The 24,088-nt window shown below is 68.1% G+C and carries 18 protein-coding genes; 11 read left to right on the top strand and 7 right to left on the bottom strand.

Annotation, left to right across the window (positions count from 1 at the left end; all coding sequences use genetic code 11):
• Positions 1–2,109: a DNA gyrase/topoisomerase IV subunit B gene (locus AS031_RS05185; protein WP_058267086.1), complete on the bottom strand. Its 2,109-nt coding sequence runs from the start codon at positions 2,107–2,109 to the stop codon at positions 1–3.
• Between the two features lie 256 nt (positions 2,110–2,365).
• Here AS031_RS05185 and AS031_RS05180 point away from each other — a divergent pair, with 256 nt between their 5' ends.
• Positions 2,366–2,587: a DUF7455 domain-containing protein gene (locus AS031_RS05180; protein WP_058267085.1), complete on the top strand. Its 222-nt coding sequence runs from the start codon at positions 2,366–2,368 to the stop codon at positions 2,585–2,587.
• Positions 2,588–2,778: 191 nt separating this feature from the next.
• Here AS031_RS05180 and AS031_RS05175 read toward each other — a convergent pair whose 3' ends face one another.
• The 4 genes from AS031_RS05175 to AS031_RS05160 all read right to left on the bottom strand — a co-directional run bounded on the left by AS031_RS05175 (position 2,779) and on the right by AS031_RS05160 (position 8,081).
• Entirely contained in the window at positions 2,779–4,077 is a 1,299-nt protein-coding gene (locus AS031_RS05175) for an RNA polymerase sigma factor (RefSeq protein WP_058267084.1), read from the bottom strand.
• Between the two features lie 293 nt (positions 4,078–4,370).
• A complete protein-coding gene (locus AS031_RS05170) occupies positions 4,371–5,627 on the bottom strand; it encodes a DUF4192 domain-containing protein (protein ID WP_058267083.1) in 1,257 nt (418 codons plus the stop codon).
• 115 nt (positions 5,628–5,742) lie between these two features.
• Positions 5,743–7,089: an MFS transporter gene (locus AS031_RS05165; protein ID WP_058267082.1), complete on the bottom strand. Its 1,347-nt coding sequence runs from the start codon at positions 7,087–7,089 to the stop codon at positions 5,743–5,745.
• Positions 7,090–7,142: 53 nt separating this feature from the next.
• Positions 7,143–8,081, bottom strand: coding sequence for a proteasome assembly chaperone family protein (locus tag AS031_RS05160; protein WP_058267081.1), 939 nt, complete (start codon positions 8,079–8,081; stop codon positions 7,143–7,145).
• A gap of 258 nt (positions 8,082–8,339) precedes the next feature.
• On the opposite strand from AS031_RS05160, the gene AS031_RS05155 reads away from it, so the two are divergent.
• From AS031_RS05155 to AS031_RS05135, 5 genes are all read left to right on the top strand, one after another.
• Positions 8,340–9,863, top strand: coding sequence for a leucyl aminopeptidase (locus tag AS031_RS05155; protein WP_058267080.1), 1,524 nt, complete (start codon positions 8,340–8,342; stop codon positions 9,861–9,863).
• A gap of 253 nt (positions 9,864–10,116) precedes the next feature.
• Positions 10,117–11,499: a dihydrolipoyl dehydrogenase gene (gene lpdA, locus AS031_RS05150; RefSeq protein ID WP_058267079.1), complete on the top strand. Its 1,383-nt coding sequence runs from the start codon at positions 10,117–10,119 to the stop codon at positions 11,497–11,499.
• Positions 11,500–11,613: 114 nt separating this feature from the next.
• On the top strand, positions 11,614–13,383 hold the full coding sequence (gene sucB, locus AS031_RS05145; protein WP_058267078.1) for a 2-oxoglutarate dehydrogenase, E2 component, dihydrolipoamide succinyltransferase: 1,770 nt from the start codon (positions 11,614–11,616) through the stop codon (positions 13,381–13,383).
• A 149-nt stretch (positions 13,384–13,532) separates the two neighbouring features.
• Entirely contained in the window at positions 13,533–13,886 is a 354-nt protein-coding gene (locus tag AS031_RS05140) for a hypothetical protein (protein WP_058267077.1), read from the top strand.
• A gap of 191 nt (positions 13,887–14,077) precedes the next feature.
• Complete coding sequence (locus AS031_RS05135; RefSeq protein WP_058267076.1) at positions 14,078–14,506, top strand: OsmC family protein; 429 nt, start codon at positions 14,078–14,080, stop codon at positions 14,504–14,506.
• A 95-nt stretch (positions 14,507–14,601) separates the two neighbouring features.
• Here AS031_RS05135 and AS031_RS05130 read toward each other — a convergent pair whose 3' ends face one another.
• Positions 14,602–18,144, bottom strand: a complete 3,543-nt coding sequence (locus AS031_RS05130) for a S41 family peptidase (RefSeq protein WP_058267075.1) — start codon at positions 18,142–18,144, stop codon at positions 14,602–14,604.
• Between the two features lie 72 nt (positions 18,145–18,216).
• On the opposite strand from AS031_RS05130, the gene AS031_RS05125 reads away from it, so the two are divergent.
• Positions 18,217–19,110, top strand: a complete 894-nt coding sequence (locus tag AS031_RS05125; protein WP_058267074.1) for a TIGR01777 family oxidoreductase — start codon at positions 18,217–18,219, stop codon at positions 19,108–19,110.
• Positions 19,111–19,177: 67 nt separating this feature from the next.
• On the opposite strand, the gene AS031_RS05120 is transcribed toward AS031_RS05125, so the two are convergent.
• On the bottom strand, positions 19,178–20,869 hold the full coding sequence (locus AS031_RS05120) for a serine/threonine-protein kinase (protein ID WP_058267073.1): 1,692 nt from the start codon (positions 20,867–20,869) through the stop codon (positions 19,178–19,180).
• A 150-nt stretch (positions 20,870–21,019) separates the two neighbouring features.
• On the opposite strand from AS031_RS05120, the gene lipB reads away from it, so the two are divergent.
• The 4 genes from lipB (at position 21,020) to AS031_RS05100 (ending at position 24,080) form a co-directional block, all read left to right on the top strand.
• Entirely contained in the window at positions 21,020–21,688 is a 669-nt protein-coding gene (gene lipB, locus AS031_RS05115) for a lipoyl(octanoyl) transferase LipB (RefSeq protein WP_058267072.1), read from the top strand.
• Positions 21,685–22,704: a lipoyl synthase gene (gene lipA, locus AS031_RS05110; RefSeq protein ID WP_058267071.1), complete on the top strand. Its 1,020-nt coding sequence runs from the start codon at positions 21,685–21,687 to the stop codon at positions 22,702–22,704. Before lipB ends, lipA begins: the two co-directional genes overlap by 4 nt.
• A gap of 87 nt (positions 22,705–22,791) precedes the next feature.
• Positions 22,792–23,544: a DUF4191 domain-containing protein gene (locus AS031_RS05105; protein WP_058267070.1), complete on the top strand. Its 753-nt coding sequence runs from the start codon at positions 22,792–22,794 to the stop codon at positions 23,542–23,544.
• A gap of 155 nt (positions 23,545–23,699) precedes the next feature.
• The gene (locus AS031_RS05100) at positions 23,700–24,080 is read left to right on the top strand and encodes a DUF3817 domain-containing protein (protein WP_058267069.1); all 381 of its coding nucleotides are present in this window, start codon (positions 23,700–23,702) and stop codon (positions 24,078–24,080) included.
• Positions 24,081–24,088: the final 8 nt, after the last annotated feature.

Genomic DNA, 24,088 nt, shown 5'->3' with positions numbered 1-24,088 from the left:
TCAGGCGTCGATGCGCTCCCGGTCCAGGCTTGCGGCGCCGGCAATAATGAAGTCCTTGCGCGGGGATACGTCGGAGCCCATCAGCAGGTCGAAGGTCTTCTCGGCCTGCTCCAGTTCCGCGATCCCCACTTTGCGCAGGGTGCGGTGCCGCGGATCCATGGTGGTCTCGGCCAGCTGCTCGGCGTCCATTTCACCCAGGCCCTTGTACCGCTGGATGGGTTCCTTGTAGCGCTTGCCCTCCTTGGCAAGCCTGGCCAGCAGCACGTGCAGTTCGGCTTCCGAGTAGGTGTAGATCATCTCGTTGGCCTTCTGCCCGGCGTTGATGACCTCCACCCGGTGCAGCGGCGGCACCGCGGCAAAGACCCGGCCTTCCTCGATCATGGGCCGCATGTACCGGAAGAAGAGCGTGAGCAGGAGGGTGCGGATGTGTGCGCCGTCCACATCGGCGTCGGTCATCAGGATGACCTTGCCGTAGCGGGCGGCGCCGATGTCGAAGCTGCGGCCCGAGCCGGCCCCCACCACCTGGATCAGGGCTGCGCACTCGGCGTTGGAGAGCATGTCGCCCACCGAGGCCTTCTGGACGTTGAGGATCTTGCCGCGGATGGGCAGCAGCGCCTGGAAGTCGGAGGAGCGGGCAAGCTTCGCGGTCCCCAGCGCCGAGTCGCCTTCCACGATGAACAGCTCGGAACGTTCGACGTCGTCCGTCCGGCAGTCAGCGAGCTTGGTGGGCATGGACGACGTTTCCAGCGCATTCTTGCGCCGCTGGGTCTCCTTGTGGACGCGGGCGGAGATCCGCGACTTCATTTCGCTGACGATCTTCTCGAGCAGCAGCGCCGACTGGGCTTTGTCGTTGCGGTTGGAGGACGCCAGCTTGGCGCTGATCTCGCGCTCCACCACCTTGGCCACGATGGCGCGGACCGCGGAGGTGCCCAGGATTTCCTTGGTCTGCCCTTCGAACTGCGGCTCTGCCAGGCGGACGGTGAGCACCGCCGTCAGGCCGGCGAAGATGTCGTCCTTTTCAATCTTGTCGTTGCCGGCCTTAAGCTTGCGGGCGTTGCTCTCCACGGCTTTCCGGAACGTCTTGACCAGGGCCTGTTCGAAGCCGGACTGGTGGGTGCCGCCCTTGGGCGTGGAGATGATGTTGACGAAGCTGCGGACCGTGCTGTCGTAGCCGATGCCCCAGCGCAGCGCCACGTCGACCTCGCAGTCGCGTTCGACTTCGGCGAGCTGGCTGTGGCCGCGTTCGTCGAGGACGGGGACGGTTTCCTTGAACTTGCCGGACCCGTGCAGCCGCCAGACATCCGTGACGGCCGGGTCTGCGGCCAGGAAGTCCACAAACTCGGAGATTCCGCCGTCGTGGTGGAAGACCTCCTCATGGGGGCCGGCCTCGCCGGGCGTACCCGGGACGCGGCGTTCGTCCCGGACGGTCAGCTTGAGGCCCGGAACCAGGAACGACGTCTGCCGTGCCCGGGACACCAGCTCGTCATAGGAGAACTTCGCGTCAGGGGTGAAGATCTGCCGGTCGGCCCAGTAGCGGATGCGAGTGCCGGTGACGCCGCGCTTGGCCTTCCCGACGACGTCGAGCACCGAGTCCTCCACGAACGGCGTGAACGCGGCGGCGGGATCGGACTTGCTGCCGGAGTCGCTGAACCGGCCGGGCTCTCCACGGCGGAAGGACATCCGGTAGGTCTTGCCGCCGCGGTCCACCTCCACGTCGAGGCGGGAGGACAGGGCGTTAACCACCGAGGCGCCCACGCCGTGCAGGCCGCCCGAAGCGGTGTAGGAGCCGCCGCCGAACTTGCCGCCGGCGTGCAGCTTGGTAAAGACCACCTCGACGCCGGTGAGACCGGTCTTGGGTTCCTTGTCGATGGGGATGCCGCGGCCGTCGTCGTGGATCTCCACCGAGTTGTCCGCGTGCAGGATGATGCGGATGTCGTGTCCGAAGCCGGCGAGGGCCTCATCCACGGAGTTGTCGATGATTTCCCACAGGCAGTGCATCAGGCCGCGCGAGTCGGTGGAGCCGATGTACATGCCCGGGCGCTTGCGGACGGCTTCGAGGCCCTCCAGGACTGACAGGTGCCGGGCGGTGTACTCAGAGCTTGGTGCCACTGGTGATGAACTCCTTCAGGGACGGAACAGCAGGCGCACGTGGGCGCTCTCTCTAGGGTAGTCGGCTGCGCAGCGGACCCGTTGCCGCCACACCCCGGCGGGCGTGTGGACCGCGCCACGGGGGCGAAGGTCCGCGTGCCGGGACAATCTTGACCGACTCTTGCGGATACGCGGTCAGCGAACTTGGGCCATCCTTGCGATGGTTTGGATACGAATGCTGGTTATATAGACGTACAGATCTACTAAGGAGGCCGATATGACAACAGCAGTGGCAGACCGCACACTCAACGCGCTGGACCGGTGCGACCGTTGCGGAGCTCAGGCATATGTCCGGGTTGTACTCGAGTCCTCCGGCGGTGAGCTCCTCTTCTGCGCCCACCACGCCCGTGCAGTCGAAGCAACGCTCAAGCCCTTGAGCTCGGACTGGCACGATGAGACGGCCAAGCTTCACGAGAAGGCAGCCGTAGACGTCGACTAGCGACCCCCAAGCGTCCAAGGGCGGGGTTCCTCCACACACGGAGGAACCCCGCCCTTGCCGTTTAAGCCGGCGGGTGTCAGGGCGCCGGCCCACACCGCAGGCAGGCACTGCACAGCAAAGGGCCGGCCGGTTCCCGCTGTTGCGGGCGGACCGGCCGGCCCTTTGCTGGTGGCAGTTGCCTGATGAGGTGTTTAGTCGAGGTAATCCCGGAGCACCTGCGACCGCGAGGGGTGGCGCAGCTTGGACATGGTCTTCGATTCGATCTGGCGGATCCGCTCGCGCGTCACACCGTAGACCTTGCCGATTTCGTCTAAAGTCTTAGGCTGTCCGTCAGTCAGGCCGAAGCGCATGGCCACCACGCCGGCTTCGCGCTCGGACAGGGTGTCCAGCACGGAGTGCAGCTGTTCCTGGAGCAGGGTGAAGCTCACGGCGTCAGCGGGCACCACGGCTTCGGAGTCCTCGATGAGGTCACCGAATTCCGAGTCGCCGTCCTCGCCCAGCGGCGTATGCAGCGAGATCGGCTCGCGGCCGTACTTCTGGACCTCGACGACCTTTTCCGGCGTCATGTCCAGTTCAAGCGCCAGTTCCTCGGGTGTGGGTTCGCGGCCCAGGTCCTGCAGCATCTGGCGCTGGACACGTGCCAGCTTGTTGATGACTTCGACCATGTGCACCGGGATACGGATCGTGCGGGCCTGGTCGGCCATGGCACGGGTGATCGCCTGGCGGATCCACCAGGTGGCGTACGTGGAGAACTTAAAGCCCTTGGTGTAGTCGAACTTCTCGACGGCGCGGATCAGGCCCAGGTTGCCTTCCTGGATCAGGTCCAGGAACAGCATGCCGCGGCCGGTGTAGCGCTTGGCGAGCGAGACCACGAGGCGGAGGTTTGCCTCCAGCAGGTGGTTCTTGGCGCGCTTGCCGTCGTGGATGATGAACTCGAGTTCGCGCTTGTACTTCGGGTCCATGGATCCGTCGTCGGCGGCGATCTTTTCCTCGGCGAACAGGCCGGCTTCGATCCGCAGCGCCAGGTCGACTTCCTGCTCGGCGTTGAGCAGGGCCACCTTGCCGATCTGCTTCAGGTAGTCCTTGACGGGGTCCGCCGTGGCACCGGCAGACATGACCTGCTGGACCGGGGCGTCGTCGTCGTCGGCATCCGAGTAGACAAAGCCCTTGCCGCTTCCGGCAGCGCCCTTGGCGGCGGGGTCGGCGTCAGTGTCCTCAGCCGGCTCCTCGGCACCTTCAAGGGAGGTCTCGTCCGGCTCCTCTTCGATGTCATCCACCTCATCGGCGTCGATGTCATCGGCGTTTGCCTTGTTGGCGGCCTCCGCGGCTGCCTTGGCGCCGGGCTTGGGCCCGCGCTTCTTGGGCTCGGGCTTGCCGTCCGCACCGGAAGCCTTGGTGGCTCCCCGCTTGGCCTTGGTCGCAGCCAGCTTCTCGTCGGCGGACGCGCTGTCCTGGGCGGCGGGTTCCTTCTTCGTGGAAGACGGGGTCACAGAAAACCTTTCTTGCGGTGGTCTGTGGAATCACCATAGGGGCAACACCACTATGACCCTGTCAAGTCCGTGGTGGAAACCATGCGCCACCACGGCCGGCAGAGTCTTTAAAGACAACTGCCGGGGCGGCCGTATTGTTCCCCGGAGGGCAATACGTCAGGCACTTGGTACACGGACCCAACCGGGTCTCGGCAACCATTGTCTCACGTTTCGCCGCGCCGGTCCTCCCCCTGCGCCACATCATCCCTGTTCCGCTGCGGCGGCGCGCCCTGGCCCGGCCCCTCCGCCACCTCCTACCGTCCGGGCCGCTGCCAGGCGGCGTCCTTCCGCGCCGCCCATCCGCACAGCGTTCCGCGGCCCACCAGTTCCAGGAACAGCTCCGCCAGCCGGTAGCCCGGCTCGGTCTCCAGCGCCCGGTGAAGGTGCGCAGCCGCGTAGGAGCCGCGGCCCCTGCACCATTCGATCCAACCGCGGCAGGTGAGGGCAGCCGCAACCGCTCCACCGCCGGGGGCAGCAAGTTCGGTGAGGATGCGGTCCAGGGCCTCCATGGATGCCCAGTCCGGCACCGCCGGCTCGGTTCCCATCAGGACCCCGCCGTACCCCGGTACGGCACGGGAGCGGCCCGCGGGCCCTGCCGCCGTCGACGCGACCAGGCGCAGCCGGGGAAAGTCGTCCTTCAGCCCCTCCCCGGCGTGGCAGTGTTCAGCAGCGTCCGGGGCCTGCGGGCGGACCGGTTCGAGGGTAAGTCCGGGGTCAAAGCCGTGGAACGCGGCGCCGTCCTCCGCAGCCACCCTGCCGGCAGCACACATGATCAGGACGGCGTCCCGCCACGCAGGCACCAGAAGCGAGGCGCGCAGGAAGCCGTCCCGGTCCGCGTCGGGCAGCCAGGGCGCTGCCGCGCCGCCCGCCAACAGGACCTCCCAGGTGTCCAGCACTGCCCGGAACTGTGCCGCGCTGGAACGCCGCGGCGCGAGCACGCGTTCCCATTCCGCGTCGGCCTCGAGCACCGCAGCCCGGTACAGGGCTGATACGAGTGGGGCCGGCGCGTCCTGCCGGCCGGGGGCCGGCCCCACGCTGCTCCCCCGGTACACCATCTCGGCGTTGAGGGCGCTGTCCCGGATCTCCTGGAGGGGGCGTCCGGGCACCGGGCAGCAGCCCGGGTCCATGCACCATGCGTCGCGCCACACGGTGTCCCCCACGTACCACGCCTCGCGGACCGGCATGCCGGCCCCGTCGAGCACCGGACCGAGAGCTGCCAGCAACCGGTCATACGATCCGGCGGCCAGGTGGGAGTCGCCGGTGAACACCGCCAGCAGGGTGCCGTCTGCCTCCGTGTCCGCCTCAAGGTAGCCACGCACGGCGTTCAGGTATTGGACCGGCGCGGACGTCCCGTCCGGGGCGGGCAGGTCGAGCCGCAGGGTGGCTCCGAGGCGGCTGCCGTGCATGGTCATGGCCACCAGGCTGCCGGCCGGCCAGTACCCCAGGGCGTGCGGGATGAATCCGAGAATGTCCGCCGGTCCGCTGACTGTGAGTTTTTCGGGAGCTGTCATGGCTCCACGATCCGCGGCCGGCATGCCCGCCATAAGGGCCCGGGTGCCCCATGTGGAAAAGATCCTGCGCACCGCCCCATCCGCCCCTGCTGGACGGCCGGGTGTGGAGGGAAAGTCAGCCCTCCGAAGGCGTGTCCTGCCGGCGCCGGGCCAGGCTTTCGCGGCGCTGCCGCGCCAGCGCCGTCCGGAGCGGCGGGACCACGACTCCCTGCTCCGCCATCCGCCGGCGCACCTTCCTCCTGCAGGCCACCACGGCTGCGGCGCCGAAGCCCAGCAGGAGGAACTGGACGCTCAGCGCGATCCGGAACGGGTCCAGGCCGTACAGGACACCTTGGGAGAAACCGCTGGCATACAGGACGTCCAGGACCAGGCCGATCAGGAAAATGGCCGTCAGGGCAGCGATGAAGCCGCCCACGTTGACGATTCCGGTTGCGGTGCCGATCCGGTGGGCGGGGTTGAAGGTCCGGGCAAAGTCGAATCCGATCATGGATCCCGGCCCGCCGATGGCCAGTGCCACCACCAGGATGGCCAGCAGCCAGAGCGGCGCGCGGCCGGGCAACAGCAGCACCGCGGCCCAGGCCGCAGCAGTTACGGCGGCGATGAGGAGCACCATGGTGGAGCGCCGCAGCGGGTGCCGCGATACGAACCGGCCGATGAACGGCCCCACGGCCATGGCGGCGGCAACGTACAGGGCCATCAGCGATGCGACCGTTCCGGCGTCCAGTCCCTGGCCGGAGATCAGGAAGGGGTATCCCCAGGTCATGGCGAACACGGTGCCGCTGAACTGGATGGTGAAGTGGCTCCACATGCCCAGCCGGGTGCCCGGCTGGCGCCACGCACGGGCCAGGGAAACGCCGGTCGCCTTAAGCCCCTGCTGGGACGTGGGGCGTTCGACGCCGGGCGGGACGTCCTTCAGGAGCGCCACCACCAGCACCACGGCAACAGCGGACATGCCGGCGAGCATCAGGAACGCCGGGGTCCACCCGGATGTGTGCAGGACGAATGCGAAGGGGAGGATGCTGACCAGCTGGCCCAGCTGGCCGGTCATGCCGGTCAGCTGGGTGACCAGGGGAACCCTCGCCGGCGCGAACCACAACGGGATCAGCCTGATCACCGAGATGAAGGTCATCGCGTCACCTGCGCCCACCAGGACACGGCCCAGGACCCCGCCGGGAATGCTGTCGGCGAACGCCAGCTGGAGCTGGCCCAACCCCATCAGGACTGCACCGCCGGCGATCATGACCCGGGAACCCAGCCGGTCCACCAGAAGGCCGACCGGAATCTGCAGGGCGGCGTAGACCAACAACTGCAGGACGGTGAAGAACGAGATTGCGGACGCGCCGGCGTGGAAACGTTCGGTGGCCTCAAGGCCCACAACCCCGAAGGAGGTGCGCTGGGAGACGGCCACCAGGTACCCGAGGACTCCGACGGTCCAAATCAGCCAGGCGCGGGGTGCAGTCACCGTTTCATTATGCCCGCAGGCCGCCGGCCCGGCCGGAGCACGCGCCGCCGCAGCTACTGCCCGGGGTTTTCCCGCGCGAGGTAGGCCTCCACTGCTGCGCCGAGGTCGTCGGCGTCGGGAAGCTCGTCATTCTCGTTGGCAAGGAGGGAGCGCCGGACGATGCCGTCCGATTTTTCGTCGTACCGCGTTTCCAGGCGGGCCACCACCTGCTGGACCTCCTCCGAGGCTTCGATCTGCTCGGCGATCTGGCGGCTGACTTCGCGGCCGGATTCCCGCAGCCGGTCCGTCGGCAGCATGAGGGAGGCGGCGGCGCCCAGGTACTCCAGCCCGGCGACGGCGGCGGTGGGGTACTCCGCTTCGGCCAGGTAGTGCGGAACGTGGATGACATACCCGGCCACGTTGCGTCCGGCCTCCACGAGCCGCAGCTCAAGGATGTGGCCCACGGCGGCGGGGACTTCCACGGTGGGCTTCCATACCGAAATGCCCTCGATCAGCTCGGGCCGGTTCCCGTGCACGGTCACGCCAACGGGGCGGGTGTGCGGCACAGGCATGGGAATGGAGTGGATCCAGGTGACCAGGTTGACGTCTAGTTTCTCCACAATGCCCACCACGGCACGGGCAAACCGTTCCCACTGCAGGTCAGGTTCGAACCCGGCCAGGAGGAGGAACGGCTTGCCGAGGCCGTCCACCAGCCGGTACAGGGCCAGCCGGGGTTCCTGGTAGTCCTGGATGTGGTCCTCGACGAAACTCACGTGCGGGCGCCTGGACCGGTAGTCCATCAGCTGGTCCGCGTCGAAGACCGCGACGGGCCGGGCATCGAGGGAGTCCAGCAGCTCGGCATTGATCTGCTTCACTACGTGGCCGGCGTCAGCGAAGCCGGTGAAACCCATCACCAGGTTCAGGCCACGGAGCTCAGGGCTGTGGAACAGCTCGATGTTGCTCGCATAGAGAGCCTCGGGGTCCAGCAGGGAGCCGGAGATCCGTTCAAGCACGCCATGTTCCTTTCACGGGTTGGGGTGGACATCATTCATAACGCTGCGGGCCGGCAGGGCATTCCGCCGCGGCCTGTGGTGCACATCTCAGGAAATTCCTCCGCCGCGCCGGCAAAGGGCTACGATCGGAACTGGCCTGCCAGCCGGGCCTGCATTCTCCCGGGCCGCGTCCGGAACGGCCGCCTCCGGGCCACACCATGGCGGGGCACCAAACATGTATCCCCGCCCGATCGCTTCGAGAATTGAGGACTCATCCCTGTGGTCAAGAATACGGAAATCAACCTTAGTACCGTCTCCCGGGACCTGAAGAAGACCCCCAGCGACGCCGTGGTCATCGGGGTGGGGCAGGGAACTGACGGGCCGGTCCTGCTGGACAACCCGCTGACGGCCAAGTCGGCGGAGGCGCTGGCCGAGTCCCTCAAGTCCCTGGGGATCACCGGCGCCGCGGACCAGATCGTCCGCCTGCCCGGCCTGGCGGAGACCGGCGCCGGCATCCTGGTGCTGGCCGGCGTTGGCAAGGTTGCTGCGGGCGCGCCGCCCACGGGAGAGTCGCTGCGCCGGGCTGCCGGCTCGGCCGTCCGGCAGCTCGCCGGACTGGCCACAGTGGCGCTGGCATTTCCGACGGCGACCGTGGACGACGTCGCTGCCGTCGCCGAAGGTGCGGCCCTGGGCGCATACGCCTTCACTGAGTTCCGTTCCAGCACCGACGGGCTGAAGGAACCGGTCCGCAACGCCGTCATTTTCACTGACGTGGCGGAAACCAAGGACCTCAACGCCGCACTGAAGCGCGCCGGGCTGGTGGCCACCGCCGTCAATGCCACCCGGACCCTGGTGAACACGCCGCCCAGCCACCTCTACCCCGAAACGTTCGCCGAAGCAGCGAAGGATCTCTCCAGGGGCCTGCCCGTCAAGGTGACTGTCTGGGACGAGAAGCGCCTGGAGAAGGAGGGATTTGGCGGGATCATGGGCGTGGGCAAGGGCTCGGCCCGGCAGCCGCGGCTGGTCAAGGTTGAGTACGCGCCCGCAAAAGCGGCCCGCAGCATCGCGCTGGTGGGCAAGGGAATCACCTTCGACACCGGCGGCATTTCCATCAAGCCGGCCCTGGGCATGGGTGACATGAAGAGCGATATGGCCGGTGCCGCCGTCGTGCTTAACACTGTCCTGGCACTGGCCGGACTCGGCCTCCCGGTCAAGGCCACCGCATGGCTCTGCATCGCCGAGAACATGCCCGGCGGCGGCGCGTCACGCCCCGCTGATGTCCTGACCATGTTCGGCGGCAAGACCGTCGAGGTCCTTAACACCGACGCCGAGGGCCGGCTGGTCATGGCCGACGGCATCGTGGCGGCGAGCCGCGAATATCCGGATGCCATCATCGATGTCGCCACCCTCACCGGCGCCCAGCTCATTGCACTGGGCAACCGCACCGCCGGCATCATGGGCTCGGACAGCGTGACGTCCGCCCTCAAGGCCGCCGCGGACCGGGCCGGCGAACTGGTCTGGCCCATGCCCCTGCCGGAGGAACTGCGCCCCAGCCTGGACTCCCAGGTGGCGGACATCGCCAACATCGGCGAACGCCACGGCGGAATGATGACCGCGGCCGTTTTCCTGCGTGAATTCGTGGGCAAGGACAAGCAGGGCGCCCAGATCCCGTGGGCGCACATCGATATCGCCGGCCCGTCCTTCAACAACGGCAGCCCCTACGGCTACACGCACAAGCAGGGCACCGGCTGCACGGTCCGCACCCTGGTGGCCTACGTCGAGGACCTCCTCGCGGCTGCCTGACACCGGGCAGCTCCGGGCGTCCACGCGGCTTTGCGGCGCAGGTGATCCCTGTGCCACAAAGCCGCGTGACACTGGACACAAGCGCTCCACAAACGCGGCGACAAGGTGGAGCATGGATGGGTGGTTCGCTAAGGTGAACCACGGTAGTCACAAATGCAAGAGAACTGCCCTGCTGACATAATCACGGCAGTGCAAGTCCAAGACCAGATGATGCGCGCAGAACGCGTCATCGTTCACGCGAGGGAGCGTTTAAGTGGCCGATCAGGCAACTGCGCAAGAATTCGACATCCTGGTACTCGGTGGCGGCAGCGGCGGGTACGCCGCGGCGCTCCGGGCAGTACAGCTCGGCCTCACCGTCGGCCTCGTGGAGAAGGCCAAGCTCGGCGGCACCTGCCTCCACAACGGCTGCATCCCCACCAAGGCACTGCTCCACTCTGCTGAGCTGGCCGACCACGCCCGCGACTCCGCCAAGTACGGCGTGAACGTCACCCTCGACGGCATCGACATCACGGCCGTCAACGCGTACAAGGACGGCATCATCGCCGGCAAGTACAAGGGCCTGCAGGGCCTGATCAAGTCCAAGGGCATCACCGTCATCGAGGGTGAAGGCAAGCTCCAGGGCACCGACACCGTCGTTGTCAACGGCACGGCCTACAAGGGCAAGAACATCGTCCTCGCCACGGGTTCCTACTCCCGCACGCTGCCCGGCCTGGAGATCGGCGGCAAGGTCATCACGTCCGACCAGGCCCTCACCATGGACTCCATCCCCAAGAGCGCCATCATCCTTGGCGGCGGCGTCATCGGCGTCGAATTCGCATCGGTCTGGAAGTCCTTCGGCGTGGACGTCACCATCGTTGAAGGCCTGCCCTCCCTGGTCCCGAACGAGGACGCCACCATCATCAAGAACTTTGAGCGCGCCTTCAAGAAACGCGGCATCAAGTTCTCCACCGGCGTCTTCTTCCAGGGCGTTGAGCAGAACGCCGACGGCGTCAAGGTCACCCTGGTGGACGGCAAGACCTTCGAGGCAGACCTCCTCCTGGTGGCTGTCGGCCGCGGCCCGGTCACCGCCAACCTCGGCTACGAGGAAGCGGGCATCACCATCGACCGCGGCTTCGTCATCACCGACGAACGCCTGCACACCGGCGTCGGCAACATCTACGCCGTGGGCGACATTGTCCCCGGCGTCCAGCTGGCCCACCGCGGTTACCAGCAGGGCATCTTCGTCGCCGAAGAGATCGCCGGCCTGAAGCCGGTCATCGTCGAAGACATCAACATCCCCAAGGTCACCTACTCCGAGCCGGAGATCGCCACCGTCGGCTACACCGAGAAGGCCGCCAAGGAGAAGTTCGGCGAAGACCAGGTCCAGACCCAGGAATACAACCTGGCCGGAAACGGCAAGAGCTCCATCCTGGGCACCTCCGGCCTGGTGAAGCTGGTCCGCCAGAAGGACGGCCCCGTGGTGGGCGTCCACATGATCGGCGCCCGCATGGGCGAGCAGGTCGGCGAAGCCCAGCTGATCGTCAACTGGGAAGCCTACCCGGAGGACGTGGCGCAGCTGCTGCACGCCCACCCCACCCAGAACGAGTCCCTCGGCGAGGCCCACCTGGCGCTTGCCGGCAAGCCGCTCCACGGCTAGTTCCCAACAGTATTACCGAGCCCGGTGCACCCGGCCCCGATGGCCGGGTGCACTAGGCTTCCACCATGGCAGCAATCATTCGCACTAAAGATCAATAAGGAGAACGGGGACGACATGTCTGAATCCGTTAACTTGCCCGCCCTCGGTGAGAGTGTCACCGAAGGAACCGTCACCCGCTGGCTGAAGCAGGTAGGTGACCGGGTAGAGGTGGACGAGCCGCTGCTCGAGGTCTCCACCGACAAGGTCGACACCGAAATCCCCTCTCCTGTAGCCGGCGTGATTGAAGAGATCCTGGTCGCCGAGGACGAGACCGCAGAGGTTGGTGCACCCCTGGTGCGCATCGGCGACGGCTCCGGCGGCGGCTCCGCCCCTGCCGGCGAGGCACCCGCCCAGGAAGAGCAGGCTGAAGAAGCACCGGCAGCACCTGCCGAAGAGGCACCTGCCCCGGCAGCACCTGCCGAAGAGGCACCTGCCCCGGCAGCTCCGGCCCAGGACGCGCCTGCAGCCGAGGCACCCGCTGCCGCTGGTGGCGAAGGCCACGACGTCACCCTCCCCGCACTGGGCGAGAGCGTCACCGAAGGCACCGTCACCCGCTGGCTGAAGGCCGTGGGCGACACCGTTGAGGTTGACGAACCGCTGCTCGAGGTCTCCACCGACAAGGTGGACACCGAGATCCCGTCCCCCGTTGCCGGCACGCTCCAGGAGATCCGGGTCAACGAGGACGAGACCGCCGAGGTGGGCTCCGTCCTGGCCGTCATCGGCTCCGGCGCTGCGGCTGCCCCCGCCGAGGCACCGGCTCCGGCTGCACCCGCCCAGGAAGCACCCAAGGCTGCACCGGCCCAGGAGGCCCCCGCCCAGGAAGCCCCCAAGGCAGAAGCTCCGAAGCAGGAGGCTCCGGCACCGCAGGCCGCACCCGCTCCCGCAGCCCAGGCAGCTCCGGCAGCCGGCGGTTCCGAGTCCGGTTATGTCACTCCCCTGGTCCGCAAGCTGGCCAATCAGCACGGCGTGGACATCTCCTCGCTCTCCGGCACCGGCGTGGGCGGCCGCATCCGCAAGCAGGACGTCATTGCCGCCGCCGAGGCCAAGGCGGCTCCCGCCGCTTCCTCCGCTGCAGCACCCGCCGCATCGGCTCCCGCCGCTTCCTCCGCCGCGGTGTCCTCCCTGCGCGGCACCACGCAGAAGGCACCGCGCATCCGCCAGGTCATTGCCCGCCGCATGCGTGAGTCGCTGGAAGTTTCAACCCAGCTGACCCAGGTCCATGAAGTGGACATGACCAAGGTCGCCAAGCTGCGTGCCCGGGCCAAGAACTCCTTCCAGGCCCAGAACGGCACCAAGCTGACCTTCCTGCCGTTCATCGCCAAGGCTGTTGCCGAGGCCCTCAAGCAGCACCCCAAGCTCAACGCTGCGTACGACGAGGACAAGCAGGAAATCACCTACCACAACGCCGAGCACCTGGCGATCGCCGTCGACACCGACAAGGGCCTGCTGGTCCCGGTCATTTCCGACGCCGGCAACCTGAACCTCGCCGGCCTGGCCGGCAAGATTGCCGACGTGGCAGCCCGCACCCGCGACGGCAAGATCGGCCCGGACGAACTGTCCGGCGGCACGTTCAGCATCACCAACATCGGTTCGGTGGGCGCGCTGTTCGACACTCCGATCATCAACCAGCCGCAGGTGGGCATCCTGGGCACCGGCGCCATCGTCAAGCGGCCCGTCGTCGTCTCCGACGAAAACGGTGACGACTCGATCGCCATCCGCTCGATGATGTACCTGTCCCTGACCTACGACCACCGCCTGGTGGACGGCGCGGATGCAGGCCGCTTCCTCCAGACCCTGAAGGCCCGCCTCGAAGAAGGCGCCTTCGAAGCGGACCTGGGTCTCTAGCAGCCAGCCACGAACGACGGCGGCGGGCGCCAACGGTGGGATGACCACCTGCGGCGCGCGCCGCCGTCGCGGTTTAACGGACAGCGGGGCATGCGATGGCCTGCGTGGTTTTGCTACAGGACGTAGAACAGACTGGCTAAGCTGGAGCCATGACTATTCTTTACAGCATTCTGGTGTTCCTGCACGTCATCGGGGCTGCCATGATCGTGGGCTACTGGATCGCCACGATGCGGGAGCCCACGGTCCACCCGCGCCAGCGTGACGGCGCGTTCCTTCAGCTCCTCACCGGCATTGCCATGATGGGGCTCCTCCCCTTCATGCCCGACGCCGACCCGAACTACGCCAAGCTGGGCATCAAGTTCGTCATCGCCATCGTGGTCGCCGTGCTGGCCGTGATCGGTGCCCGCAAGGCCAAGAACGGCCAGCCGGTTTCCACCGGCCTCGCCCACGGTGTCGGCGGCCTGGCGCTGGTGAACATCGCCCTGGCAACGCTCTGGCAGTAGCGCAACCCGCACCGCACCTGACGGCGGCGCACCCCGGCTCACGGGGCGCGCCGCCGTCGTGGTGTCCGGCCCTGGTCACAATCCTCTCTGAGCGGACAACCCGTGCACGCTCGCGGGCTAATCCCTAGGATGGGAAACGGCGGGCCCACGGCGCATGCCGGGCCCGGATCGTATCAACGTCGAGGAGTGACATGGCTACAACACGCAACGCGCACACTGTATGGACCGGCAGCCTGGCCGAGGGTTCCGGCAACACCACGCTGGACAGCTCCGGCCTGGGCACGTTCGACGTCACCTGGAAGGCCCGCACCGAGGCGGCCGGCGGAAAGACCAGCCCGGAGGAACTCATTGCGGCCGCGCACTCCGCATGCTTCTCCATGGCCTTCAGCCACGAACTCAGCCAGGCCGGCTTCACCCCTGAGGAAGTCAACACCAAGTCTGAGGTCGGCTTCCAGCCCGGCACCGGCATCACCGGCAGCCACCTGACCCTGAACGCCCGGATCCCCGGCATCTCGGAGGAAGACTTCCAGCGCATCGCCGAGGCCGCCAAGAAGGGCTGCCCCGTGTCGCAGGCACTGGCGGGGATCGAGATCACCCTCGACGCCACGCTGCAGTCCTAGGCCCCGCAGCACCCACGCAAAAGGCCCTGCCTGCCGGAGATATCCGGCAGGCAGGGCCTTCCTGCTGCCCGGCGCACACGGCGCCGGGCCCTGGCCTAGCTTCCCTGGCCCCGCGCCGGCAGGGGCGCCGGACGGAGCCTGCGGTAGCCTTCCCGGGCCGGCGGACGGTCCGTGGGCAGTTCCTGGATCATTTCCTTGAGCGCGCCGATCCCGTATTCAAGCTGAGGATCGCGCCCCGCAGCGTAGGCATGCGGGGGGAAGATGACCTCGATGTCCGGATCAACCCCGTAGTTTTCGACGCTCCAGCCCACGCCGCCGCCAAACCAGTTGGCGTAGCGGGGCTGGGTGACACCCGTTCCGTCCGCGAGGGCGAACCGGTTGTCGATGCCCACGACGCCGCCCCAGGTCCGGGTGCCGATGACCGGTCCGATCCCCCGCAGCTTGGACACCTGGGTGATGATGTCGCCGTCGGAGCCGGCGAACTCGTCGGCGAGGATGATCACCGGCCCGCGGGGTGCGTGGTGCGGGTAGGTGCGCGGCTTCTCACCGCGCGGCATGCTCCAGCCGGTGACCTTGCGGCCAATCAGCTCGGCCACCAGCTGGGAGGTATGGCCGCCACGGTTGCGGCGCACATCCACGATCAGTCCGTCCAGGGCCGTCTCGGTGTCCAGGTCCCGGTGCAGCTGCGCCCAGCCGTGGGCCATCATGTCGGGGATGTGCAGGTAGCCGAAGGAGCCCGCCGAGGCTTCCCTCACGGTGCGGCGGTTGGATGCCACCCATTCCTGGTAGCGCAGGCGCTCCTCGTCCTTGACGGGGACGACGGCGACCCGGCGCCGGGTGCCGGCGCTTTCGCCGTGCCCGGGGCCGTTGAGGAGGGTCAGCTCCACGGCCCGTCCGGCTGCCCCTACAAGCTGCATGGCAGGGGCCAGGGATTCGCCGAGCGGCACGCCGTCGATGGCCAACAGGATGTCGCCTGCCTTCGCGTCCACTCCCGGGCGGTTCAGCGGCGACGTGGCCAGCGGATCCGAGGACTCACCGGCGAGGATCCGGGTGATGGCCCACCCGGACGGCGTGTAGGCCAGGTCGGCGCCGAGCCGGCCCTGTCCGTGGCTTCCGTTTTCCGTGACCAGGGCAGGCCGGACGTAGGCGTGGGAGGTGCCCAGCTCGCCGTGGAGCTCCCAGAGCAGGTCCACCAGGTCGTCGTGGGAGCCCAGCCTGGCAACCAGCGGGCGGTACCGGGCGTGCATCGAGTTCCAGTCCTGGCCGGCCATGTCCTCGGTCCAGAAGAAATCGCGCTGCAGGCGCCAGGCCTCGTCGAAGGCCTGGCCCCAGACGCTGACCGGATCCATCATCACCCGGATCCGGCACAGGTCCACCTTGACCAGCTTGCCCGATTCCTCGTCCGCCTTGCTGTCGGTGGGGATGGCCGTGACCTGCTTGTCGGAGATCACCACGGCCTTGGTCCGGTCGCCGGAGATGCGGTAGCTGTCCAGCGACTCCACCAGGGTTTCCTGCTTGCGGCGGCCGAGGTCGTAGCGGACCAGGCTGGGACGTGCGTCCTTGTCGTCCTGGCTGGCTTTGCCGTCCCCTGTCACCCCGGCCAGGGCGGCGTCGAGCCACAGCAGCGCACCCTGCACGGCGGTGAGCCGGGTGTAGTTTCCCTGCGGGACCGGGACGCTGATGACGCGGTGGGCCAGGCCTTCGGCGTCGAGGCGTACTGCCGGAATCGCGTCCTTGTCGCCGGAAGTCGCGGTTTCCGGCGTTCCGCCGGCGGATGCGGGCGCCGCGGCGGCCACGTCCGGTCCAAACGGCGACGGCGTCCCGGCGGCAAGTGCCACCAGGTACGGCTTGATGGGGCTGGGGAACGACAGGTCGAAGGAATGGCCGTCATAGACCGGGTCGAAGCTGCGGTTGGACAGGAAGGCCAGGTACTTGCCGTCCGGCGTGAAGGCCGGCGACTGGTCGCAGAAGCGGCCGTCCGTCACCTCCACCGGCTGTGAGCCCGGCACCGCCACGTGGGCGGCCCGGAGGCGGCTGCGGGAGCCAAAGGACGTGACGGGTTCGGACCAGGCAAGCCAGGCCGAGTCCCCGGACCACGCGAGATCGGAAATGGTGCCCTCACCGATGCTGGCGAGCAGCGTCAGGGTGCCGGTGGCGGCATCGGCAACATAGACCTCGCCGAAGCATGTTCCCAAGGCCAGCCACCTGCCGTCGGGGCTGGCCTCGAGGGCGCTGGCGCGTGCCGGCGTCGGAACCGACACGTCCGTTGGGTCCTCCCCCTCCGCGGCAGGTGGCTGCGGCGCGGGAGCGGACGAACCGCCCGCAGGTGCAACATCCGGCTGTTGTCCGGCGCCGGCCAGGGCGTCGTCCCGGGTCCCCGCGGACTGCTGGTGCCCTGCGAGCACTGCCGCGCCCGCGGCGGGCACGGGTTGCGGAAGGGAGACGGTGTCGCCGGCCGCCTGGCCCGCGTCCGTACCCGCCGCGGAAGCTTCTGCCGGGTCCGGAGCAGCTGCGGGTTCCGGCGCTGCCGCCGGTCCTGGCTGGTCTATGGCTGCCACGATGTCACGGATGTGCAGTGCCTCGACCCCGCCATGGTCCGCGATGTACGCGATGCGTCCGTCGCCCAGTGGCCGAGGAAGCCTGCCGCGGACGCCCGGTGTGGCTTCCACGATCCGGGACGGGCCGTCCTTGTGGCGCAGCCAGTGGACGGTGCCGTGGGCCTCGATGGCGCTGGCCAGGCCCGACGTGTCCGGGACTGCTGCGCCCAAGTGGCGGCTTGTCTTGAGCAGCGCCGGGCGGCGCGACTGGGACGCGGATCCGAGCGTGATGTCCAGGCGGACCGCCTCGGCGCCGAGGTGTTCCAGGACCCACAGCTCCCCCGCGGATTCGAAGATCACCCGCTTTCCGTCGGTGGCGGCGTGCCGGACGTAAAAGTCCTCATGGTCCGTGTGGCGGCGAAGATCCGTGCCGTTGGGAAGGGCCGAGTACAGGTTTCCGTACCCTTCATGGTCGGACAGGAAAGCCACGCGGCCGTCAACCCACATGGGGTCGGCGAGGTTCCCGTCCAGCTCCGGCAGGAGCCGCTCGAACTCGCCATTGCCGTCGGCGTCGATCCAGAGCTTTCCGGCGGTGCCGCCACGGTAGCGCTTCCACCAGGCGGGTTCCCGGGACAGCACACTGCCCAGGACGACAGGGCGTTCATCGCCGACTTCAGGACCGAAGGCCACCGACTCCACCGGCCCGAACGGAAGCTCCTCCGCCCAGCCGCCTTCCACCGGGAGGCTGTAGGCGTAGGTGTGCCGGCTTTCCGCCTGGCGGAACGCGCTGGTGACTACCACGTCCCCGTTCGCCGTGAAGCCCTTCACCCGGGTAGTGCCGTGCCCGAAGTAGGTGAGTTGGCGGTAGCCTCCGCCGTCGACGTCCGCGGCAACCACTTCCGGAGCCGTCCCCTGCACGACGGTCCACACCAGCTTCCTGCCGTCGGGAGTAAAACGCGGGTTGCGGGCAGGCAGCTGGAGCGAGGAGACACGCCAGGCGCGTCCACCGCCCAACGGCGCGATCCAGACGTCGTCCTCAGCCACGAAGGTGACCAGATCGCCGTGCAGATGCGGGAAACGGAGGTAGCTCGAAGAGGTCATCGTTTGATCATAGTCAACCGGTTGACGCCGCTGCGGGAGGTGCCGGGCGCAGGGTCCGTGGTGAGATGGAGCATGCGCATCCTTATCTCCGGAGCCTCCGGCATGATCGGCACGTCCATGTCCGCCACCTTCCGGAATGCCGGGCACGACGTCGTGGCCCTGGTCCGCCGGGAACCGGCCACGGCGGCGGAGGTCCGGTGGGACCCGGCGGCCGGAACACTGGACCCGCGCGTGCTCGAGGGCGTGGACGCCGTGGTCAACCTGTCCGGCGCGGGCATTGGTGACCGCCCCTGGACCCGGAAGCGGGTGGAGGAGCTGTTCAGTTCCAGGCTCGGGCCCACCCGGACCCTCGTCAAGGCCATGCAGCAGCTGGACAGCCCCCCGCCGGTGTTCCTCAGCCAGTCCGGGGCGAACTACTACGGCGACGCCGGCAACACGGTGCTGCGCGAAGACGCCCCCGCGGGTTCCGGCACGTTGGCACGAATCTGCGTGGAATGGGAGCAGGCCGCTGCCATGGCGCCTGCGGGCGTGCGGGTGGTGACCACAAGGACCGGTGTAGTCCTGAGCAGGTCCGGCGGGGCCTTGGGAAGGCTTCTTCCCCTGCTGCGCCTCGGCATTGGCGGCCCCTTCGGCGACGGCCGCCAGTTCTGGCCCTGGATATCCCTGCCGGATGTATCGCGCGCCTTCCTTTTCCTGTTGGAGTCCGAAGTGAGCGGGCCGGTCAACCTGTCCGCGCCTGAACAGGCGGACGTCAATGAGATTGTTGCCGCCCTTGCCCGCGCCCTGCACCGGCCCGCCGCGCTCCGGGTTCCGGCGCCGGTGCTGCGGCTGGTCATGCGTGACCTGGCACGGGAGCTGCTGCTCTCCAGCCAGCGGATGGAACCGGCTGTCCTGTCCACCGCCGGTTTCACCTGGCAACACCCCAGCCTTGCCCAGGCGGCCGCGTGGGTTGCGGCGCGGGACTAGGTCCAACACCGTCCACCGGGGTCCGTGCCGCCCTTGGAAGCACCCTGGGCGGACCGGGGCCCGGCAGTCAGGAGCCCGGAAGGACCTCGCTGATCCGCCACTGTCCGTCCACGGACACCAGGACCAGCCTCAGCGTACGGCCGGCGGTGGCAGGCCCCGTGGCGGCCACCCGCCCGCTGGCATCCACTTCCACCCAGGCGGAGGTGGCCGCCGTGGCCCGGACCACCGCCCGGTCAGGCGTCGCCCCGGGTTCGGTCCGGACCTCCGACAACGTGGTGGTGAATCCTGACAGCACCTTGCCCGCACCGGGCAGCCGCCCGGCAGTTCGCTGATCGGCGGCAGCAGCGGCGGACCCGGCGGCGTTCACCTCGTCCAGCCTGTCCATGCGGCCGCTGTTGAACGCGTGGTCACGGAGCGCTGCGAGACCGCGGAGCGCAACTGACGGATCAGGGGACGCAGCCCGCAGGGACGCTTCCGCGGCAGCCCCGCTGCCCTGGCCCGTGGCAGCCGGTTCCGGAAGGGCCTGCGCGGCGGGCGCCGGATCCCGCCCTGCCGCCGCCTCATCCCCCGTCCCCGGCACGGCTCCCCACGGGATGGCCAGCCACACCACTGCCAGCACCAGGGCGACGCCGGCGAAGGCCGGAATGGCCATCCTGAAGCGTGGTCCGCGCCTGGCGACAGCGGCCGGGCGCAGGGTGTGGTCCTGACGGAGCCTGCCGCCGCCCGCGTGCCTGCCGCGCTGCGCCGCGCCCGGCTTCCGGCCCGTATCCTGTGGCGGGCGTGTACCCGGAACCGGCTTCCAGGCGGGAACGGACAAGGTGGAGATTCTCCGGCGCAGCCCGGCAAGCCCCTCGCTGAGTTTGCTCCGCGACGCCCGCTGCGGGGTGTGCCTGCGGGTGAGGAGTTCGGGGACAACAGTGGGATGGACCGCCGTCGAGAGGTCGACGGGCACGGCCGCGGCACTCCGGTAAATGGCAACAGCCAAGGCGCCTGCGCCGGGACGGAGCCGGCGGTCTTCGTTCAGGCCGGCTTCCAGTGCCGCCGCAAGATCCTTGGGCACCTCCGGAACCAGCAGCGACAGCGGTGGACGGTCCACCGTGCGCGGCGGCGCCGAGCCGGTGAGGCAAAACCACCCCAAGGCGGCCACCGCATAGACGTCCCGTTCGGGTTGCAGCCCCGCACGGACGGCATCCACCGGCGCGGGGTCCACAAATCCGGGGGTTCCATGCCCGGCTCCCCCTGCCGGCTCACCGAGCATCCGGGCAATGCCCAGGTCCGACAGCATGGGCTTGCCCTGCCCCGTCAGCAGGACGTTCCCGGGAGAGACGTCGGAATGGGCGAAGCCCTTGCCATGAAGGTAGGACAAGGCCTGGGCCACAGGAGTCAGCACCGTGACGGTTTCCCCGACGCCAAGCCTGCCGCGGGCGGCCAGCAGCTGCCCCAGCGACCCCCCGGATGCGTAATCCATGATGAGGGCCGTGCCGGCCTCTTCTCCGGCGGGCCCCGAAGGAAGGCGCACGGCTTCATGGGCCTTCACCAGGTGGGGGTGGTCGAGGACCGAGAGGATCCGGATCTCCTTCCTGACGGCATCGTCGGGCGTTGCCACCGGCTGCCGTTCCGTAACGGGGTGGAAGCATTTGACGGCCACGTTCCGTCCCGAGCGCCGCTCCGTGCCCAACCAGACGGTTCCGCTGCTGCCTGTCCCCAGCAGCCTGCCGATGGCGTACCCGGGCACCTCGGGGATCTGCAGATCATCCATGTCACATGTCTAGTGGAAACGGCCGGGCGCTGCAGAAGTTATCCACAGGCTTTCGCCGTGCTCCGGTCACATTGCGGGCGGAGCCGGGAGGGGTGGTGAGGTTGGACACTAAACCGGGCCCGCTGCGCTGCGGGGTCTAAGCTGGAAGGCATGAGTCTTGAGTTTTCACGGCTGGGCATGGCCCCGGACTTCGTGGATTACCAGCAGGCCTGGGATCTTCAACGGGAGCTCCACGGGAAAGTACTGGCAGGCGAGGCGCCAAGCACCGTCCTGCTGTTGGAGCACGCGGCGGTGTACACGGCAGGCAAGCTGACCGAGGACCATGAACGCCCCTTTGACGGCACCCCCGTCGTGGCGGTGGACCGGGGAGGCAAGCTCACCTGGCACGGGCCGGGACAGCTTATCGCCTACCCCATCCTCAAGCTGAAGAACCGGGCCGGCATCCGGGACTACGTTGAGCGCCTTGAAGCGGTCATGATCGCCATCATGGAGGATTACGGCATCAAGGCCGAGCGGATCAAGGGACGCGCCGGGGTCTGGGTGAAGGCGGACGCCAAGGGCCCGGACCGGAAAATCGCCGCGATCGGCATCCGCGTACTCAACGGTGTCACCATGCACGGCGTGGCCATCAACTGTGGCAATGACCTTGCTCCGTACGGGCAGATCATCGCCTGCGGCATCACTGACGCCGGCGTGACCACTATGTCGCTGGAAACCGGCAGGGACATCCGGCCGGCCGACATCGCCGACCGCTTCGTGGAAGAATTCCGCAAGCATGAAGAAGCACTCGTTACAAGCCCCGAAGGAGCTCTACTGTGACATTGGCACCTGAAGGCCGGAAGCTGCTGCGGATCGAGCAGCGCAACGCGGCGGTCCCGGTGGAACGCAAGCCGGAATGGATCAAGGCCAAGGTCCAGATGGGCCCCGAGTTCGTCGGGCTCAAGAACCTGGTCAAAAAAGAAGGCCTGCACACCGTCTGCGAAGAAGCCGGCTGCCCCAACATCTTCGAATGCTGGGAAGACAAGGAAGCGACCTTCCTGATCGGCGGCTCCGAATGCACCCGCCGCTGCGACTTCTGCCAGATCGACACCGGCAAACCCTCACCCCTGGACCGGTTCGAACCCACCAAGGTGGCCCGCTCCGTCCAATCCATGAATCTGCGCTACGCCACCGTCACCGGCGTGGCCCGCGACGACCTCGAGGACGAAGGCGTCTGGCTCTACGCCGAAACCGTCCGTAAGATCCACGAACTGAACCCCGGCACAGGCGTCGAACTGCTCATCCCCGACTTCTCCGGCAACCCCGACCACATCGCGGCGATCTGCGACTCCCAGCCCGAGGTCTTCGCCCACAACGTCGAAACCGTCCCCCGGATCTTCAAGCGCATCCGCCCCGCGTTCCGCTACGAACGCTCCCTCGACGTCATCACCCAGGGCCGCAACCACGGGATGGTCACCAAATCCAACCTGATCCTGGGCATGGGCGAAACCCGCGAGGAAATCAGCGAAGCCCTGGCCGACCTCCACGCCGCAGGCTGCGACCTGATCACCATCACCCAATACCTGCGCCCCTCCGAACGGCACCTGCCCGTGGACCGCTGGGTCAAACCCCAGGAATTCCTCGACCTGCAGCACGAAGCCGAAGACATCGGCTTCCTCGGCGTCATGTCCGGCCCCCTGGTCCGCTCCTCCTACCGCGCCGGCCGCCTCTGGGCCACCGCCATGCGCAAAAAAGGCCGCGACATCCCCGCCAACCTCGCCCACATCGCCGACGGCATCCAGGACTCCGGCACCACCCGCCAGGAAGCAGCCACCCTCCTGGCCGGGCGCCCCTGACAGGTTCCCGCAGCGCCTGCAAGGGCCGGACACCGGATCTTCCCGGCGTCCGGCCCTTGGCCTTTGGTCACGTAGAATTGAGGCACTATGGCGAAATCCACTGACTCCAGCAACTCCACCCCGGCGGACTCCAGCGCGGCGAAGCGCGGGCTGTTCTCCCGCAAGCCCAAAGAGGCGAAGGCCAAGAAGCCCAGCCGCCTCAAGCAGATCGGCGAGGTCTTCAACATGACCCGCCGCCACGACCCCATGGTCCCGTGGCTGATGCTGCTGGTCTTCCTGGGTGTTGTGGCGGTCAGCTTCCTGGTGGGCTTCTGGCTCGAGAACTGGATCACCGGCCTCATCATCGGCATCCCGCTGGGCCTTCTGGGTGCCACCCTCATTCTGTCCCGGCGGGCAGAACGCGCCGCTTTCGCGCAGATCGAGGACCAGCCCGGCGCCTCAGGAGCCGCGCTCGGCACCCTCCGCCGCGGCTGGATCACCGAAGAACAGCCTGTCGCCGTGAACCCGCGGACCCAGGACGCGGTGTTCCGCGCCATCGGCCGTCCCGGCGTCGTCCTGGTCAGCGAAGGCCCCACCCACCGCGTGAAGCCCCTGCTCGACGCCGAGCGGAAGCGCCTGGCCCGCATCCTTCCAAACGTCACTGTGCATGTCATTGAGAGCGGCAGGGGCGAGGGCCAGGTTCCCATCAGCCAGGTGGCCAAGAAGATGGGCAAGATGAAGAACGAACTGACCAAACTTGAGGTCAACGCGGTGTCAAAGCGGATCGCGTCGCTGGGGAACAAGCTCCCCATCCCTAAGGGCATCGACCCTTACAAGGCACGTCCCAACCGCGGACGCTGAACCCCTGAGACGCCCCGGTTCCGGCCTTCCAGCCGACGGCCGGGGCGTTTTCCTTGGCCCGGCGCGCTGCCGCTGCGCGCGGGACGCCCGCCCATGCCCCACACCAATTTTCCGGACACCCGGCCATGCGTCCGGGCCCAGGACAGGACACCGCCATGACCTTCAGGAACGCAGCCATCCGTACTTTCCGCATCCTTGCGGTCGCCGAAGCCTTCAGTTGGGCTGCACTGCTGATCGGGATGTACTTCAAGTGGGTGGCAGGGACCACGGAGATCGGGGTGCAGGTGGCAGGACCCATCCACGGCGCCCTGTTCATCGGCTACGGCGTCACGGCGCTGGTCCTGTGGCGGGTCCAGCGGTGGCCGTTCATAGTGGCCGTCTTCGCCGGGCTGTCCGCCGTCTTCCCCTTCGCCACCATCCTGTTCGAGGCGTGGGCGGGCAAGCGGGGTTTCCTGGCTGCCGCCGACGGGGCCACGGTACAGCCGGACGCCGCACGGCCTGGGCTGGATGACGACAGGGAACAGAGCCGCATCTGAGCCCCGGC

Origin of the sequence: Pseudarthrobacter enclensis, from assembly GCF_001457025.1 — a bacterium.
In the GTDB taxonomy this organism is placed as follows: domain Bacteria; phylum Actinomycetota; class Actinomycetes; order Actinomycetales; family Micrococcaceae; genus Arthrobacter; species Arthrobacter enclensis.
Note: the sequence above shows the minus strand (reverse complement) of the source record. Positions and strands in the feature narration are given on the sequence as shown.